This window comes from Stenoxybacter acetivorans DSM 19021, from assembly GCF_000745895.1.
Taxonomy (GTDB): Bacteria; Pseudomonadota; Gammaproteobacteria; order Burkholderiales; family Neisseriaceae; genus Stenoxybacter; species Stenoxybacter acetivorans.
Genome location: NZ_JQKE01000058.1, coordinates 1 through 17867, shown reverse-complemented (window position 1 = coordinate 17867; position 17867 = coordinate 1). Strand labels below are relative to the sequence as shown.

At 45.2% G+C, this 17867-nt stretch carries 14 protein-coding genes and 7 tRNA genes; 14 read left to right on the top strand and 7 right to left on the bottom strand.

The annotated features are described in order from the left end of the window. Together Q384_RS13345 and Q384_RS08555 are read left to right on the top strand one after the other, a co-directional pair. Nucleotides 1-315 (top strand): ISAs1 family transposase (locus tag Q384_RS13345; RefSeq protein ID WP_037587442.1); only part of this gene is annotated, 315 nt, incomplete at its 5' end. Between the two features lie 1027 nt (nt 316-1342). Then, nucleotides 1343-8257: an Ig-like domain-containing protein gene (locus tag Q384_RS08555; RefSeq protein ID WP_037587187.1), complete on the top strand. Its 6915-nt coding sequence runs from the start codon at nt 1343-1345 to the stop codon at nt 8255-8257. 113 nt (nt 8258-8370) lie between these two features. On the opposite strand, the gene Q384_RS08550 is transcribed toward Q384_RS08555, so the two are convergent. The 7 genes from Q384_RS08550 to Q384_RS08520 form a co-directional block, all read right to left on the bottom strand. Next, nucleotides 8371-8967: an IS630 family transposase gene (locus Q384_RS08550; RefSeq protein ID WP_245608533.1), complete on the bottom strand. Its 597-nt coding sequence runs from the start codon at nt 8965-8967 to the stop codon at nt 8371-8373. After that, nucleotides 8946-9254 carry an IS630 transposase-related protein gene (locus Q384_RS08545; protein ID WP_037587186.1) on the bottom strand — a complete coding sequence of 103 codons (309 nt, stop codon included), beginning with the start codon at nt 9252-9254 and terminating at the stop codon, nt 8946-8948. The genes Q384_RS08550 and Q384_RS08545 overlap by 22 nt, the downstream gene beginning before the upstream one ends. Before the next feature lie 201 nt (nt 9255-9455). Further along, nucleotides 9456-9532: transfer RNA gene (locus tag Q384_RS08540), tRNA-Pro, on the bottom strand. Nucleotides 9533-9605: 73 nt separating this feature from the next. Next, the gene (locus tag Q384_RS08535) at nt 9606-9917 is read right to left on the bottom strand and encodes an integration host factor subunit alpha (protein WP_037587185.1); all 312 of its coding nucleotides are present in this window, start codon (nt 9915-9917) and stop codon (nt 9606-9608) included. Between the two features lie 224 nt (nt 9918-10141). Further along, nucleotides 10142-10217, bottom strand: a tRNA-His gene (locus Q384_RS08530). A gap of 12 nt (nt 10218-10229) precedes the next feature. Beyond that, nucleotides 10230-10306 (bottom strand) — tRNA-Arg (locus Q384_RS08525). 40 nt (nt 10307-10346) lie between these two features. Further along, nucleotides 10347-10424 (bottom strand) — tRNA-Pro (locus tag Q384_RS08520). A 186-nt stretch (nt 10425-10610) separates the two neighbouring features. Here Q384_RS08520 and sstT point away from each other — a divergent pair. From sstT to Q384_RS08460, 12 genes are all read left to right on the top strand, one after another. Then, a complete protein-coding gene (gene sstT, locus Q384_RS08515; protein WP_051940774.1) occupies nt 10611-11825 on the top strand; it encodes a serine/threonine transporter SstT in 1215 nt (404 codons plus the stop codon). Between the two features lie 67 nt (nt 11826-11892). After that, a complete protein-coding gene (mltG, locus tag Q384_RS08510; protein ID WP_051940769.1) occupies nt 11893-12909 on the top strand; it encodes an endolytic transglycosylase MltG in 1017 nt (338 codons plus the stop codon). Then, nucleotides 12906-13535, top strand: coding sequence for a dTMP kinase (gene tmk, locus Q384_RS08505; RefSeq protein ID WP_037587184.1), 630 nt, complete (start codon nt 12906-12908; stop codon nt 13533-13535). The genes mltG and tmk overlap by 4 nt, the downstream gene beginning before the upstream one ends. 21 nt (nt 13536-13556) lie before the next feature. Then, nucleotides 13557-14540 carry a DNA polymerase III subunit delta' gene (gene holB / locus Q384_RS08500; protein ID WP_037587183.1) on the top strand — a complete coding sequence of 328 codons (984 nt, stop codon included), beginning with the start codon at nt 13557-13559 and terminating at the stop codon, nt 14538-14540. 2 nt (nt 14541-14542) lie between these two features. Continuing rightward, a complete protein-coding gene (locus Q384_RS08495; protein WP_037587182.1) occupies nt 14543-14905 on the top strand; it encodes a PilZ domain-containing protein in 363 nt (120 codons plus the stop codon). A 2-nt stretch (nt 14906-14907) separates the two neighbouring features. Next, on the top strand, nt 14908-15684 hold the full coding sequence (locus tag Q384_RS08490) for a TatD family hydrolase (RefSeq protein WP_037587180.1): 777 nt from the start codon (nt 14908-14910) through the stop codon (nt 15682-15684). A gap of 15 nt (nt 15685-15699) precedes the next feature. Beyond that, on the top strand, nt 15700-16509 hold the full coding sequence (locus Q384_RS08485) for an MBL fold metallo-hydrolase (protein WP_037587179.1): 810 nt from the start codon (nt 15700-15702) through the stop codon (nt 16507-16509). A gap of 227 nt (nt 16510-16736) precedes the next feature. Then, nucleotides 16737-16988 (top strand): YfhL family 4Fe-4S dicluster ferredoxin, encoded by a 252-nt coding sequence (locus tag Q384_RS08480; protein WP_037587178.1) that lies wholly within the window; start codon nt 16737-16739, stop codon nt 16986-16988. Between the two features lie 98 nt (nt 16989-17086). Continuing rightward, nucleotides 17087-17170: transfer RNA gene (locus Q384_RS08475), tRNA-Tyr, on the top strand. A gap of 40 nt (nt 17171-17210) precedes the next feature. Then, a tRNA-Gly gene (locus Q384_RS08470) sits at nt 17211-17284 on the top strand. Nucleotides 17285-17301: 17 nt separating this feature from the next. Beyond that, a tRNA-Thr gene (locus tag Q384_RS08465) sits at nt 17302-17376 on the top strand. Nucleotides 17377-17416: 40 nt separating this feature from the next. Beyond that, a partial coding sequence (locus Q384_RS08460; protein ID WP_037585583.1) for a GTP-binding protein occupies nt 17417-17867 on the top strand: 451 nt, incomplete at its 3' end.

The window sequence follows — 17867 nt, the reverse complement described above, 5'->3', positions numbered from 1 at the left end:
ATCAATGGAAAAACAACCTATGAACAACGATTATATATCAGCAGCTTATCAAACAATGCCGAATTGTTGAATCACGTCATACGCCTGCATTGGCGCATTGAAAACAGTTTGCATTGGTGCATGGATATTGCTTTTAAAGATGATCAAATGCGAGCCAGAAATGGCTTCGCTGCTCATAACTTAGCCATATTACACCGCATATCTCTTAACCTAATCCGCCTATCACCTGTGAAGCGCAAAGGTGGTATTAAAGTACAGCGATTACTGGCGGCTACCTCTGATAATTACCGTGAGCAACTACTGAAACTGTGTTAAATCTTTCATGCGATTGCCCTGGTTATACAGCAGAACCGCTTTCTTTTTCATATTTTCATGGATGGGCGTTTTGGTCATTAGCGTGGGAAAAAATCCAAAATAGTTATTGTGCTTGAAGCGCGACAATCTGTTTGTGATGTTATTGAATGGTAATATCACGAATGGGTTGTTGCGTTTATGTGTTTTTACAATGGCAGTAATTGTAAAGCTGTGAAAATATAACCAAACTATAGTCTATGGGATAAAATTCATGCTGATATTGTTCGATTGTGAACTATTTTTAAAATAATCAATAATAAACAATATTTTATTTTTCTTTTTACCACTGAATGATAATTCAAATGTCGTTTTAAATCGCTGAATTTACTCTCCAACGCGTTGGTCATTTTCGGAATATTTCAATCGGGACGCTGTTCAAATGTAAACAGTCAACCCCGCGTTTCATTTCAAGTTTAAATAAGTACTGCGTAACTTTGAATTTTGGTGATGTAAGTTACTCGTCTGTACAGAATAAATTTGTTTTTTAAAGCCTTCTCGGTAATGACTGTACCATTCAGTCAGCAATGCTTGAAACTCTGTTAACTCCCTTTAAAGCCTTTCAGTATAAGGAATGCATCCGTTTTCAGTATGAATTTTGTCCCATAGATCATAAACGGCTATTTTTTGTACATGGCTACGTCTTTTTACTCCGACTTCTACCGTAATAGATTGATTTTTTTGAATTGTTGTATGGTGAAAAAAGAAAGTGGTTCAACTATATCCTGGTGATGTATTGAAACCAAACTAAACCAAACTAAACCAAACTAAACCAAACTAAACTAAACTCATGAAGTCATATCATTTGGCGATGTCTAATTCAGTAGTGTTTAGTGTCTAAACCTGATAGTATCTAGTACCTAATTTGATAGTATCGCAAAATAATCCATAACGGTATCGTAAAGTAATCTAATAGTATTGAAAAGATTATTTTTTATTACTATTCAATAATTTAGGTATTGTTTCTGTTTTTTTGATAAGGGAGTGTGTCATGGGGATTACTATTGTTAATAAGGCAAGCGGTGCGGTCCAAACCAGCACGGCCAGCCGCATAACAGCAACTGGCAATCAAATTTTTGTGTTGGAAGATGCAGTAAAGGGCGTTGATGCAACCAAGCAAGCACACGGATCTTCTGTGTTGGTTAAAACCAAGCGTGTGGGCAATGATTTGGTTATTGTTAAAGCCAACGGCGAAGAAGTGGTTATCGAAAATTATTTTAAATTTGATAACGATTTGGTACTGCAAGATTCGGCTTCAGGCAGCCTGTATCACGGCAATAATGTGCTGATGGGCAGCGTGCAAGGGGCAACTGAATTTACGGCTGTTTCCGGAATTGAACCCATGCTGGCAAACGGTGCAGGTACTGCGGCAGATGCTGCTACAGCGGTAGATGCTGCGGGTTTCTCCACATTGGGTATGGTGGCTGTTGCCAGCACTTTGGGGCTTGCGGCAGCTGCGGCGAGTGGCGGTGGCGGTGGCAGTGGCAGTGGCAGTGGTGGAAGTAACAATGGCGGCGGTAATAGTGGCGGCGGTGGCGATGGCGGCAGTGGTGGTGGCGATGGCGGCGGTGGCGGCAGTGGCGGCAGTGGCGGTGGCGGCAGTGGCGGCGGCGGTAGTGGTGGTGGCGATGGCGGCAGTGGCGGTGGCGGCAATACTGAAAAACCGTGGTTTACCATTGATTATAATGATGCCACCGGCATGGGCGGCAGAGGAACGCCGGATTTAATTCTGACATTCGACCCAGGCGATTTGAACGACGACGGCAAACGAGACACTTTTACAACAACCATTGATGCCAGCGGCAATTGGAAGATTTACCCGGGTATGCCCGGATTGCCGCCCGGTTTAACTTTCCCGCTTAACGGTGATACAACGATCAGCGGCGGAAAAGACACCGATGGCGATGGTAATGTTGATAAAGAAACCAATCCGCCCACACCGATAGATAAACTGCCGGGTGATGGCGGCAGTGGTAATACGGATAACGGCTCCAATGCCAAATTAAAAGTGGTGATTGATAAAATCACAGGCGATGATACCGTTGATACCACCGAAGCCACCAAGGACATCACCGTAACCGGATCGGTAAGCGGGGATAAAACGCTCTACAAAGCAGGTGATAAAGTAACCATTGTTATCAACGAAAACACCTACGAAGGTAAGCTGGATGCCAACGGCAAATGGAGCATTAAAGTAAACGGGCTGGATTTCATTAACAGCGCGGGTAAGTTCATTACGGTTACGGTGTATGGTACCGACAGTAAAGGCAAAGTGGTTGAATATGCCGCTTCCAAAGGCTACGCCATTGAGGGCGGAGACAGCATAACCAGCCCCACTGATGATCACAGCTTAATCATTATGTCGGTAACTGAAGTTGATCCGACCAATCCCGCAGACAAACCCAATTTGGTAACCATCAAGGAGGCGGTGAACCAAACCTATGTGCAAGGCGTGTTGTTGAATGCAAAGGCTGGCGACAAAATTACGGTAAACGTGGGCGGCAAAGTGTATGAAATGATTGTGCCTGCCGCCGCTGCTAAGTACAGCAATGGTAATGAATGGGGCGAGGGCGGTTTATTCAAAATTGCGGTGGCAGGTTCAGCTTTGTATGCCGATGCTGCCAAACAAGTCAGCGTGTTGGTGGAAACCACTACCGGTGAAAAATTGCTGGCATTGAAAAGCTATGAAATTGAACAGCCTGATATTCCGCCCGGCAGTGTGGAAAACCGCATGGGTGATTTGGTGGGTGATGGTATCGTAAACGGTATTATCAACGGTTCAGTGTCTTCGGTGAAATTAACCGGTATTGTGTTGGGTGATTATGCGGTTGGCGATATTGTGTTGATTAATGTCGGCAAACAGCAATATGAAGCGGTGGTAAAAGAAGGCGGTTTGTGGAGTGCCATTATTGCAGCCAAAGACATTCAAAATTTGGCAACTGCAGAATACACAGAACAAAAAGTTATCATTACCACCAAACTGCAAGGCTACCGCGACGGCAAACAAACCACCATTCAATTTAATAACGATGCCAGCTGCACTGTTATTGTTGATCAGGCAGTTGATCCCACCAATGTCAGCATCAGCGTTAATGCAGTAGCGGGCAATGATGTGGTGGATATTAATGAGGCTCAAGGCAACATTACCGTAAGCGGGAAAATTACTGCCAAAGAATTTACTGTGGGCGATAAAGTTATCGTTACCATGGATGCTGAAATATTTGAAGGCAAAATCATTGATAAAACCGGCAAGTATGAAGTCATCATTCCGGGCAGTAAATTTCTTGTGCCGCAGCTTAATCCGGCAGGCGATTACTTCAATTTGCACATTACTGCTCATTTGACTGACCGCGCCGGCAATATGGCGGCATTTTCGGCAGACCGCCAAGTAAAATCCACCGCGCAAGGTTCAGTAACCGGCGGTTCTGATGTGTTGCAAATCATTGAATTTTATAATGTAACACAATCACAAATCAGCGGAAACAATACCAAAGACGCCAATATCTCAATGACGGAACTAACATCCGGCGGCGACATCACCTTTAAAGCCAAGATTGATTCTGCGGGCTATTCTTGGGTGAAAGGCGACCAAATGGAAATAGTCCATTTAGATGCCAACGGTAAAATCATCAAAGTGTATGATGCGGTGGTCAAAAGCGATGGATCGGTTGCTGCCACTATTTCTGCTAAAGATTTAATCAACGCCGTCGGCGGCAAATTTGACATTTACTTAAATGCCACCGACAGCAAAGGCAATTTTGATCCGAGCCAAGGTTATAAACTGGATCCGAAAGGCTTTATTTACCGTGTGATTTCTCCCGTTGATGTATCCATTGAGCAAAATGATTTGGGTACATTGAATATGTATCAGCTGGGTTATGACCGCCAAGGCAATGTGATTCAAGTGAATAACGGCAATGGCGGTACAGAAAGTATCTTTACCGCCGGAGAGTTCACAGGCTTTACCATTTCCGGTGTGCTGGCAAATAATGCGGTTGCCGATGCCGCTCAACGATATGATTTTTCTAAAAATACTACTGTTTCTTTGGTATTCAAAGACGGTACAACTGAATACCAAGTGAATGCGGTGATTAAATCGCAGCTGGCCGGCGGTGCAACGCAATACACTTATGAATATAAGGTAACTGCGAAAGACACCGATATTCTGAAATTATTGGCAAAAGGCAAAAATTTTGATGTGGTGGTGAACAGTATTGATGCGTCCGGCAATATCCACACTTCCAAACAAACCATTTCCTCGGTCAGCACCGATACTGCCAGCGGCAACGATTTCAAAGTAGATTCCATCGTTGATGCCGTATTGAACATCAGTACCATCGACTTGGAAAATGCTCCGGTAACTGCGGGCGGTTTAATGCAAGTGAACGGTACGGTTTCCGCAAGCAATAATGATGTTTTAAACTACAAATCCGGTATTGTGATTTTGCAAATTTGGGACGATGCGGCAGGTTATTACCATGATGCCGGTTTTGCGCGGGTGAATTCTTCAGGCAGCTTCACCATCAACATTGCCAAAATTGCTTTGGAGCAATCTTTTAAAGCAGGCTCACCCTACAATGGTCAAGTTCGGTTTTACTTGGAAATGCAAGATGCCGCAGGCAATATTGGCACGATTTCTCAAGATGTCCAATACAATATTTCCAAAGTACCGGTGATTCAATCACTGGATGACGGTATCGGTAACGACAACGATATTGCCAACGCCGATATTTACGATGCTGGCAACGCCAAATACAAAGTTGTTGACGTTACCCTGAACATGGCAGACGTGAAAGACGGCGATGTTGTGGTATTAACCGTAGGCGGGCTGGATTATTCGGTTACTTTATCGCAAGTGGCAAGCAACGGGCTGAAAACCGAAACCTTCAAAGTGAAGGGTGAAGATATTGCCCGTGATGTTGCCAATAACCTTTCGTTTGCCGAATATCATATTGCTGTTTACCGCAAAGGGCAGCTGCTCACTACCGGAGTCCACAAAATGGACGCCAAAAACTTGAGCAGTGCGTTAATTCCGCAGCCGACACAAGCGGGCATTACGATTGATGTGGTATTGAATGATGATGCCTTAACCGTAAATGCCACCGAAAACGAATTCACCGATAAATCCGGTAATATTTTGAGCAATCAAAAAATCACGGGTACAGTGTTCGGTGCGGAAGTGAAACCGGGAGACACCATTAAAATCGGTTTGGGTTCACAAGAATTCACCACTAAGGTTAAGTCAGATCTGACTTGGGAGCTGGATTTAAGCCAAGATGCCGCCAAAGCGCAAAAAGCGTGGGCATACTTGGTGGCAGAAGCCAAAGCCAACAACGGCGGTTCATTACAGGGTGCGTCGGCAAGCATTATTGCGTCAGTGTTGTATAACGGCGGCAAAGAAGCCTCAACAGCCAAAGACATCAGCATCAACATTGATGAAAGCCTGCTGCCCGGTGTTTTACCTTCGCCGTTTATCCCGGAATACAGCGCGGTGTTTGACTTTAACGGCAACGGCAAAATTGAAGCCGCTGATTTGTTGGGCAGCAATGAACTCAACTACAGCGGCAGATTTGAGGCAGGTAAAACCGTCAATGTCAGCGTGGTAATTAATGGTCATACATACACCGCCCAATTTGCGGCTACCGGGCAAGTTCAATCCGGTGCTATCGCCATTACCAATGCTGCCGATGTGGTGGGTTTAGCAGCATACATCAATTCCAAAGGGGTAACTCGTGATGAAGTGAATGTAACCTTCAAAGTGGGCAGCGATGTTTATACCACTGTTGCGGCGGCGGAAATTGATCCGCCCAGAGCACCTGCTGCGCCCACGGTTACGATTAGCAGCCAATGGCTGGCGGGCTTAGAGCAAACCATCAGCGGCAAAGCTGAACCCAGCGGTAAAGTGATTATTTTTGATGATAAAGACAACGATGGCACTTTCAGCCAAGCCGAAATACTGGCGCAGCTCACTGCCGATAGCGCAGGCAATTTCAGTACCAACATCAATATAGGTGCATTGGGTGCGCACAAAGTGGGCGTTATTGCCGTGGATAATCTTTACGGAGCGGCATACTCACCTGCTGTCATCAATCAAGTAGATTTGGTTAATCCCACCATCGCCGTAACCGATTTAGGCAGCCCGGGCTATTTGAGCGGCGACAGCATTGCGGTATCCGGCAATACCGCGACAGGCTTTAACGGCAGCGTGGTGATTTTCCAAGATAAAAACGGCGACGGTGTGTTTAATGCAGCGCAAGACATGCAATTGGCCACAACCACATCGGTTAATGGCAAATACACAGCCAACATTACTGCTGATTTAAGCTTAAACGGCGGCAAAATCAGCGCGGCAGCATTGGATTCATCGGGTAACCAAGCAGATGTAACCGACACCAACTCGCTTCTTGTCTATAACAAACAGCCTTACACTGATTTGATAAGCGAAATCAATACTGCGGTGGCTGATAACACCATTAACTTGAAGTTCAACGTAACACTGAACGACAATAATGCGTCCCCCAGCGGCATAAGTAAAAGCGGATCAGACGTAACTATTTCTTTCAATGGGGAAATGTATTGGGCTAATGCCAAATCATCGGCTGCAAGTACTTTCAATGATTTCCATACCAATTACACGGTTTCACTAATCAATAAATACAACAGTTTGTTTGATAAAGTGAATGGCTTATTGAAAGACCCGAGCTTACTCAGCGGCATGAGTAAATACACTTCCACCCTGTCCCTACCTGGCCTTACTAATGCCAACAACGTAGCATCGCAAACCAATGCACTGGAGCAATTCTTGGTGAATACCACCAAAGAATATGCTGCGATGTTGGCGAATATCGCCAAATTGCAGGTAGCGGTGGCTTTAGATGCAGCGAAAATTCGGGGCGATAGCGCACTGATTACCAGCTTAACCGCCAAGCTGGCTGCCTTGGATACTGACATCAGTACCATCAATGGCTATACCGTGGATCAATTATTGGGTACGAACAACAACGGGTATGATTCAAACTGGCGCAATAGCCCTGACAGTGCAGCCGGTGCAAACAAAATCACCGGTGATCTTGCCAACGGTTACGGCAACCTGAACAGCCAAATGAGCGCAGTGCAAAGCGAAGTTGCCAGCGGTGTTCAAGTACAGAATTTGTCAATGACCTTTATGAGTATGGGCATGGGCATGGTAAATGATTGGTTGGATCAAGAGTTCACTGTAACAGGATCGGGTGAGTTTATGGGTGGCAAGGGGGCGGATACGTTTACCGTTACCGATTTGCACACAGGCAATGTGCTGAAAATGGACGGCAATACCGGAGCAGACACTGTTGATTTCAGCCAAGTGCAAGGACATCATTTAACCGTTGATTTACTTAGCGGCACGGTAAGCGAAGGTTCGATGCAATTGGCATCGATTGCCAATATTGAAAACGTTATTGGCAGCCAAGGTGATGACCACATCATCGGCAGCAGTGCCAACAACGTGATTCATGGCAGCAGCGGCAATGATGTAATTGACTTGTTTGCAGGCGGGGCAGACGTGGTGGTATTTGATGCGCTGAATAAAACCGCCGCTGATTTTGGTAACGGCACGGACGTCATTAAAGGTTTCACTGTGGCAAACATCGCCCAAAATGTGAATGCTGACCGATTGGATTTATCGCAATTGCTGGAAGATGTATCAAATCAATTATTGGCAGACATCAGCAACGGTAAGCTCACTTCGGAAAATGTTCAAGCCTTGCAAGAGTATGTTCACACCCGCATTGAAAACGGTAATACCATTGTCAGTATTGACCGCGACGGCAAAGGCAATCAATATGCCGAAACCGATATTGCCATTCTTGAAAACGTGAGAACCGATGTATTGGAACTATTACAAAATCAACAGATTGTTGTGATGTAATCCGTAACGATGTAGCAGTGTTTTGATGAATTAAGGCAGCCCGTTCGGGCTGCTTTTTTTGTGGATTACCGCTCATTCTTTCTTGAAATAATGCTGTAATTTTTGATATACAGCTAAACTATTAAATTTTTCAAAAAAATTAACCACATAAACCATTCAATCGAAATAACCCCCATACACAATTTGAATAGCATATCAATGTCATTAAGCCTGAAAAACCTGCGTACCGCTTTTACCCATGCCCATTCATGTTCTATGGGATTTAAGTCAGGGCTGTATGCAGGCAGCCAGAGTATATGATGACCATGTTCATTCAAGAGCATTTTAATGTTTTTATGTTTATGAAAGGGTACATTGTCCATAACCAAAACTGTTTTTTCCGGCAATTCAGGCAGTAAGATTTGCTCGGTGTACGCATAAAAAACATCACTGTTAATCGTATTTTCAATCAAAGCCACAGCAAGTAGTTGATTATTCAGTAATGTGCTTATGGCATTGGTTCGGGCTTTTTTGTGCCAATCAAAAACACCGTAACAGCGAGCTCCTTTTGCTGAATACCCGTGTGTCCGAGTGTTATCTTGCTGGAAACCACTCTCATCTAAATAGACAATGGGGCGATTTTGTGCCTGATATTCTTGCAACTTTTGAGTAAATTGGTTTCTCTCTTCTTCATCTGCTTTTGGGTGTTTTAGCGTTTTTTTTTTCGGGATAATTTCAACTGTTTCAACATTTGTCCTATTCTCTGCTGGCAGCAGCCAAAACGAGCGGCACTTTCAGATTGGTAATCGTCAGGATATTGCTCAACGTCTTGTTTTAGCAGTTCGGGATCAATTTTGTGAAAGAACGGCTTGCGTTTGTTTTTGCTGACAGGCTGATGGTTTTTCCACTTGTAAATGGTGGAAACATCAATATTCATTTCAACGGCTACTTGTTTGATTTTCATGCCCGCTGTTAATTTATCTAAGGCTAACTTTCTGAAATCTGCAGAGTAAGTCATGGCTTTTTTCTCTGAAAAAAATAATAGTATAGCTATATATTTTGATAGGGTTATTTTAATTGGCTATGCTGCTAAATAAAACCATTGCATTTATGCGGCAGCTTGTTTCGGATTGATGTGTAATGAAAAAGAAAGTAGTTTGACTGTAATATCTGAAAACACAAAAAAGATGCCATTAGGCATCTTTTTTGTGTCAATTTTTGGTCGGAGTGAAAGGATTCGAACCTTCGACCCCTTGCACCCCATGCAAGTGCGCTACCAGACTGCGCCACACTCCGACTGAAACGAAAATTATAGAAGACAGTGAATTATTTGGCAAGAGGAACTCAGCAATATTGCCTTAAAAATAATTTAGGCGGAGCGTGATTGTTTCGCTTTGAGTCTGTCCACCATGCCTTTAAGTTTTTGTGAAGAATGGAAAGTAACCACACGGCGTGCGCAGATAGGTACGGATTTGCCGGTTTTGGGGTTTCGTCCGGGGCGTTGCGGTTTATCGCGCAATTGAAAATTACCGAAACCGGAAATTTTGACTTCTTCGCCGTTTTCTAAAGCAACGCGGATCTCTTCAAAGAAAGATTCCACCACTTCTTTGGCGTCAAATTTGGTCATATCCGGAATATTGTCAATGAGTATATCTGCCAACTCGGCTTTGGTTAAGGTCATGATACATACTTTCTGAAAACGATGAGGCATTATCATCAATAATTGGCTGAATTTCAACAAGGTAAGCCGAAATTTCGGTGTGTATTATTAATGTATATTATGATTATGGCATTGTATCCGCTCATTTTTGCTATTGGCGAACAACAGATAAAAAAGACTGAATTCACTCAAAAGTAATTCAGTCTTTTTTATCTTCGCCCTGATTTAAGCAGGCGAAAAAATAATGGGGTGGCTGATGGGGCTCGAACCCACGACAACTGGAATCACAATCCAGGGCTCTACCAACTGAGCTACAGCCACCACTGGAAACTTTGGCATACCCGACAGGAATCGAACCTGTAACCCCCGGCTTAGAAGGCCGGTGCTCTATCCGGTTGAGCTACGGGTACTCAACTCATGATTTCGGGAATTAGCACTTAAAAATAATACTGGTCGGGGTGGTGGGATTCGAACTCACGACCCTCTGCTCCCAAAGCAGATGCGCTAACCAGGCTGCGCTACACCCCGAAGAATTGGGTATTATACCGATGGCTTTTTTTCTGTCAAGAAAATAATGCGTCAAATTGAATATGCGTTTAAAAAGATATAAAAAGCAACGAAGTTTTTGTGATTCGCCTAAAATATTACCTAAATATTACCTAAATATTACCTATTTATATAACTTAATTATTAAGTGAACGGGAGTAAGTGGCTATGTCCATTAAGAAAATATGGCAAGTATATGCTTCAGGCAGCCTGGTGCGGCAAATTGTGGCAGGGCTGGTGCTGGGGATTTTGCTGGCGGTATTGTGGCCTCAAGGCGGTTTGTCTGTGGGGATTTTGGGTGGTTTTTTTGTGGGTGCGCTTAAAGCCGTTGCCCCTGTTTTGGTATTGATTTTGGTGGCATCTGCCATTGCTTTGCATAAAACCGGCAATCAGGTGTACATCAAGCCGATTTTGATTTTGTATTTGGTGGGTACTTTTGGTGCTGCATTGGTTGCGGTGGCTGCCAGCTTTTTATTTCCTACATCATTAACTTTGGTCACGGGTGTTGTGGCGCAAACGCCGCCGTCAGGTATTTCGGAAGTGCTGCACACTTTATTGATGAATGTGGTGGATAACCCGGTTCGTGCCGTGGCAAATGCCAATTACATCGGCATTTTGGCGTGGGCAGTTGCACTGGGTTTGGCACTGCGCCATGCGGCAGATTCTGTAAAAAATGCTTTGTCTGAATTGGCAGGTGCGATTACCCAAATTGTGCAGTGGGTGATTCGTTTGGCACCCATTGGTGTATTTGGTTTGGTGGCATCTACTGTGGTAGCCACGGGTTTTGGCGAATTGCTGGCTTATGTGAAATTACTGTTGGTGTTGGTGGGGGCAATGTTGTTTGTGGCTTTTGTGGTGAACCCTTTGCTGGTATTCTGGAAAATTCGCCGCAATCCGTATCCGCTGGTATTTACCTGCTTAGGACAAAGCGGTTTAACCGCGTTTTTTACCCGCTCTTCTGCTGCCAATATTCCGGTAAACATGGAGCTGTGCCGAAAATTGGGGTTGCATGAAGACACGTATTCGATTTCCATTCCGCTGGGAGCAACCATCAATATGGCGGGTGCGGCGGTTACCATCACGGTATTGACTATGGCGGCGGTGCATACTTTGGGCATTGCTGTGGATTTGCCAACGGCGGTATTGTTGAGTGTGCTGGCATCAATTGGTGCTTGCGGCGCATCGGGTGTGCCGGGCGGTTCGCTGTTGTTGATTCCGATGGCATGCAGCTTGTTTGGCATCAGCAATGATTTGGCAACGCAAGTGGTGGCGGTGGGCTTTATTATCGGTGTGGTGCAGGACTCTTGCGAAACTGCACTGAATTCATCTACCGATGTGTTGTTTACGGCAGCGGCAGACAGGGCTGAACAGCGTAAAAATTAAACCGTTGCAGGCAGCCTGAAAATGATTTTCGGGCTGCTTGGAATGTGATTATCAGAAGGAATTGACGATGCGCTTATTTTTTCGTGTGTTGTTGCTGCTGTGTTTGCTTGCCGCTTCAGCGGTGGGTTTCGCACTGTTTGTACCGAAAGATACTCATGGTTTTCGGGTGGCGATTACTCAAGGACAAGGCATGGCGGCAGTGAGCCGCACACTGGCAAACAATGGCATTGTGTATCATCGCTATGCAGTATTGGTGTCTGCCTATCTGCAAGGTGCACAAAACAAATTAAAAACGGGGGTGTATCATTTGCCGTCGTCTGTATCTGCATGGCAGCTGGTGGAATATTTGTCCGATGCCAAACCGGAAAGATCAATCGTGCAGGTGGTGGAGGGCAGCACTTTTGCGCAAATGCGCCGTGTGATTAATGCCAATCCCAATTTGCGCCATGACACCCAAGATCTAACCGATGCACAATTGCTGGCGAAAATTGATGAGCATGCCATCAGCAATAACCCCGAAGGCTTGTTTTTTCCCGACAGCTATGAAACGGATATTGGCAGCAGTGATTTTGCGGTGTATCAGTTGGCATATAAAACCTTGCAAAAACAGTTGCAGACAGTGTGGGACGACCGTTCACCGAATTTGCCTTATAAAAATCCTTATGAATTGCTGATTATGGCGAGCATTATTGAAAAAGAAACGGGGCATCCTGATGATCGGTCAAATGTGGCAGCGGTATTTGTGAATCGTTTGCATAAAAACATGCGTCTGCAAACCGATCCCACGGTGATTTACGGCATGGGCGAGGCTTATCAAGGCAATATTCGAAAAGCCGATTTGCAGCGCGATACGCCTTATAATACCTACACCCGCAACGGCTTGCCGCCCACGCCGATTGCTTTGGTGGGTAAAGAGGCTTTGCTGGCGGCAACGCATCCGTCAACAGAGGAATATTTGTATTTTGTCTCGCGTATGGACGGCAGCGGCAAAAGTCAATTCAGTCACCATTTAAATGAACACAATACGGCGGTGCGTCAATATATTTTGAAAAAAACGCCGGAAAATAAATCAAATAAACCATGAATGCTCAATTCATTACTTTAGACGGTATTGACGGTGCCGGAAAATCCACTCATTTAGACACCATTTGCCGTTGGTTTGCCGCCCAAAATTTGCCGATATTGCAAACCCGAGAACCGGGCGGCACGCGGCTGGGAGAGGCTTTGCGTGAATTATTATTAAACCCGGCGAGTCGTGTTGATGTTCGCGCCGAAACTTTGCTGATGTTTGCTGCACGTCAGCAGCATTTACAAGAGGTTATCAAACCCGCGCTGGCAAAAGGCATCAATGTTGTGTGTGATCGCTTCACCGATGCGACATTTGCCTATCAAGGCGGCGGCAGGGGAGTGGCGCAAGCAGATATTGCTGTGTTGGAAAATTGGGTACAGTCTGATTTTCAGCCTGATTTAACGCTGATACTGGATATAAATCTTCAGGCAGCCTTAGCGCGTATTCATGAGGCGGGGCGGTCTCAGGATCGATTTGAGCAGGAAGATGTTGATTTTTTTGAACGTACCCGTGCGGTTTATTTGCAGCGCGCTCAAATTGCACCGCAGCGTTATCGCGTAATAAACAGCAATCGCCCCAAAGAAGAAGTTTGCCAAGAAATTGAACAGGCTTTGGCGCGTCTTGTGTGTGGTGTGAGCTAATTTTTGAATGAATGCGATAACATGATTTATCCGTGGCAATCGGCAGCATGGCAGCAAATCAGCAGCCATTGGCAGCAGCAAGCCCATGCGTGGCTGTTGCATGGGCGGCAAGGAACGGGAAAATTGGTGTTTGCCCAATACTTGGCGCAAGCCATGTTATGCGAACAGCCGCAAGCGAACCATCAGCCATGCGGACAATGTGCCTCTTGTCATTTGTTTGCGCAGAAAAATCACCCGGATTATTGTGAATTACAGCCGGAAACAGCTGATGACACGTCAGCTCGAAAATTGTTGCAGATTAAAGTTGATGCCGTGCGGACTGTATTGGACTTTGCACACTTAAGTTCACATCGCGGCGGTCGGCGTGTGGTGCTGATTTATCCTGCTGAGAGCATGAATCTTCAGGCAGCCAATGCCTTATTGAAAATTTTGGAAGAACCGCCGCCGCAGGTAACTTTTTTATTGGTGAGCCATAATAAAGATAAACTATTGCCTACCATCAAAAGCCGTTGCCGTGCATTGGTCTTGCCCGCCCCCGCTTTCGAGGAGGCGTTGCAGTTTTTGCGGCAGAATGGCAGGGAAAATGCTGCTGATTTGCTGGCGTTTCATGGCGGCGCGCCGTTATTTGACGAACAGCCTGAACAAGATGTGTTAAGACAAGAGCTGCTGGATTTGCTGGTGTCGCCGCGGCTGTTGGCAATTTTGGATTATGCCGGTCGTTTTGATAAACAAAAATTACCCTTATCGGTATTGATGGATTGGCTGCAAAAATGGCTGACAGACATGAGCTTATCGCAGCAAAATATGGCGGCATTGTATTATCCGTCGCGGCAAAACGAATTGAATAATCTGACGCAGCGTATTCGTGCTTCTTTGATTTTTGACTTACAAGATAAGCTGATTTCGCTTGCCCCTTACGGCCAGCACACCCTCAGTGTTAAAATGCAAGCTGAATCTTTATTGATTGATTATTTAACACTTTGGCAACACAAAACGAAAGAATAAAAATGTCTAACCCACCCGCTGATCTTCCCGGGAAAATGCTCAATTTGGATATACCCAACCGAGTTGAACTTTATCGCAGCTACATTGGTTTTTTGAAATACGGGGGTTTATTTGCACCCAACGCCGATCCCAATCTCGCTATGGGTGATGAAGTTTTGCTGATTGCCAAATTACCCGATTTGCGAGAACCCAAATATTTGCGCACCACGGTGGCGTGGATTAACTACACAACCGGCAATAATGGTCAGGCAAAAGGCGTGGGTTTGGCGTTTGGTGATGATGAGGTTTCAATTGACACCAAGAAGCTGATTGAAGATTTGTTGCCGGGTGCGTTGCTGAATGAACGCCCCACATATACTTTGTAGTAATCATGCTGATTGATTCACACTGCCATTTAAATTTTTCTGATTTGGCAAACAGGTTGCCTGAAATTTTTACCAATATGGCAGATAATGATGTGCGTCAAGCCTTGGCAATCAGCGTGAGCCGTGAAACTTTTGCTGAAGTGCTGTCATTGGCGGAGCAATATGAACACATTTTTGCCACTGTGGGTGTTCACCCTGACCAACAAGATGCTGCCGAATTCACCCAAGCAGAGTTAGCAGAAGCGGCGCAGCACCCCAAAGTGGTGGGTATTGGCGAAGCAGGGTTGGATTATCATTGGTGCAGCGGTGATTTAAGCTGGCAGCACAAACGCTTCATCACTCATATTCAGGCAGCCAATCAAAGCGGCTTGCCGCTGATTGTGCATACCCGAGACGCGGGTGCGGATACTTTGCGATTGCTGCGCGAACAGCAAGCGCAAAGCGGGGTGATTCATTGTTTTACCGAAGACACGGCATTTGCCGAAGCGGCATTGGATTTGGGTTTTTATATTTCTTTTTCCGGCATTATTACCTTTAAAAATGCGTCTGAAATTCAGGCAGCCTGCCGTTATGTCCCATTGGATCGTTTATTGGTGGAAACCGATTCGCCTTATCTGGCTCCTGCGCCCAAGCGAGGTAAAATCAATGAACCGGCGTATGTGCGCCATACTGCTGAATTCATTGCCGCTTTGCGCGGTGAATCGTTTGACACCATAGCACAAGCGTCCACCGACAATTTTTATCGTTTATTCAGCAAAGTGCCGCGCATTGACGGTTAATGGAAAATAAACATCATGACTGTTGATATTACCCTCACCGTTTTGGGTTGCGGCAGTTCTTCAGGTAGCCCTGTTGTCGGCTGTGATTGCGCCACATGTGTCAGCCGCAATCCGAAAAATTGCCGTAGCCGTTGCAGTGCTTATGTGCAAATTGGAGAACAAGGCTGGCTGATAGACACCGGTACCGATTTTCGATGGCAAGCCTTGCGCGAGCAGCTGCCGCGTATTGATGGTGTTTTATACACGCACCCGCATGCAGACCATTTGAATGGCATTGATGATTTGCGTGCATTTTGTTATCGGCAAAAAGGTGCGATTGCTATTTACGGCAACAAACACACCATTGCCAATATTCAGCAACGGTTTGATTACGCATTTTTCCCTGTCGGACATCATTGGAATCGTCCGGTATTGCAGGCACATGTTGTGGAAACGAGTGATCAGTATCCCGTGTTCCATATTAACCAAGTGCCTATTTGGCATTTTGCAGTACCGCACGGGCGTTGGACATGCAGTGCTTTTCGTATTGGTAATTTGGCGTGGTTCACTGATTTAAATGACATCAGCGATGAAGTGGTTGCTTGTTTGGCGGGTGTGGATTATTTATTTCTGGATTGCTTAATGGAGCGTGCGTACACCAGTCATCTTTGCCGTGAACAAGCCTTTGCTTTTGCCGAACGCATTGCCGCTAAGCATACCTATTTTATTCACATGACTCATGCGCTGGAATACGAATCTTTATTGGCACAATGCCCGCCGAATGCTGCACCCGCTTATGATGGTTTGCAAGTGAGAAGTCGGTATTGCATACCTGCGGCTGCCTGAAATAAACCTAAAATAAACATTGTTGCGCATGGTCAAACAATTTACCAAAAGTAGTGCGGTGTGTCGGCAATGCTGTAAAAATACCGAAAGTTAAGATTTTCAACCTTATTATTTTAAGCTGATTGTTGATTGGCTTGCTGACGAAGACAATAATCTGTATTTAGGTGATATTTATTTGTATATAATGCGAGAATTTTCTTGATATTTTAAAGTAAAGGATCTAAGCAATGTCCCTTTTTATTACCGATGAGTGCATCAATTGCGATGTGTGTGAACCGGAATGTCCCAACGATGCTATTTATCAGGGTGATGAAATTTATGAAATTGATCCGGATAAATGCACGCAGTGTGTTGGTCATTATGATGAGCCGCAATGTCAGCAAGTTTGTCCGGTGGATTGTATCTTGATTAACGAAGAAAAACCGGAAACCCGAGAAGAATTGGAAGCGAAGTATCAAAAACTAATGGCAAATAAGTAAATTTACGCCAAAACCAAAGAATTAGCAGAAATTTTGTAAATTCAGCATAAATATTCTTGACAGCAATGGCGGCAGTTATTATCATGCCGAACTTCTTTGGAGGGATTCCCGAGCGGCCAAAGGGGGCAGACTGTAAATCTGTTGCGTAAGCTTCGAAGGTTCGAATCCTTCTCCCTCCACCAATTTCAAGTCTTACTTGGAGTCATGTTTAAGTAAGTTTACGCGGGTGTAGCTCAATGGTAGAGCAGAAGCCTTCCAAGCTTACGGTGAGGGTTCGATTCCCTTCACCCGCTCCAGTTGAATGAAAAATCCGGCCCATGTAGCTCAGGGGTAGAGCACTCCCTTGGTAAGGGAGAGGTCGGCGGTTCAATTCCGCCCATGGGCACCATTCTTTATTTTTATTAAACTCTTTGGAATAGGAAGTAGCCATGGCTAAAGAAAAATTCGAGCGGAGCAAACCGCACGTAAACGTTGGCACCATCGGTCACGTTGACCATGGTAAAACCACACTCACTGCTGCATTAACCACTATTTTGTCTAAAAAATTCGGCGGTGCGGCAAAAGCCTACGATCAAATTGACAATGCCCCCGAAGAAAAAGCGCGCGGCATTACCATCAATACCTCACATGTTGAATACGAAACAGCCAACCGCCACTACGCACACGTAGATTGCCCGGGACACGCCGACTACGTAAAAAACATGATTACCGGTGCGGCGCAAATGGACGGCGCGATTTTGGTGGTTTCCGCTGCCGACGGTCCGATGCCGCAAACCCGCGAACACATCTTATTGGCACGTCAAGTGGGTGTACCCTACATCATCGTATTTATGAACAAATGCGATATGGTTGACGATGAAGAATTGTTGGAATTGGTGG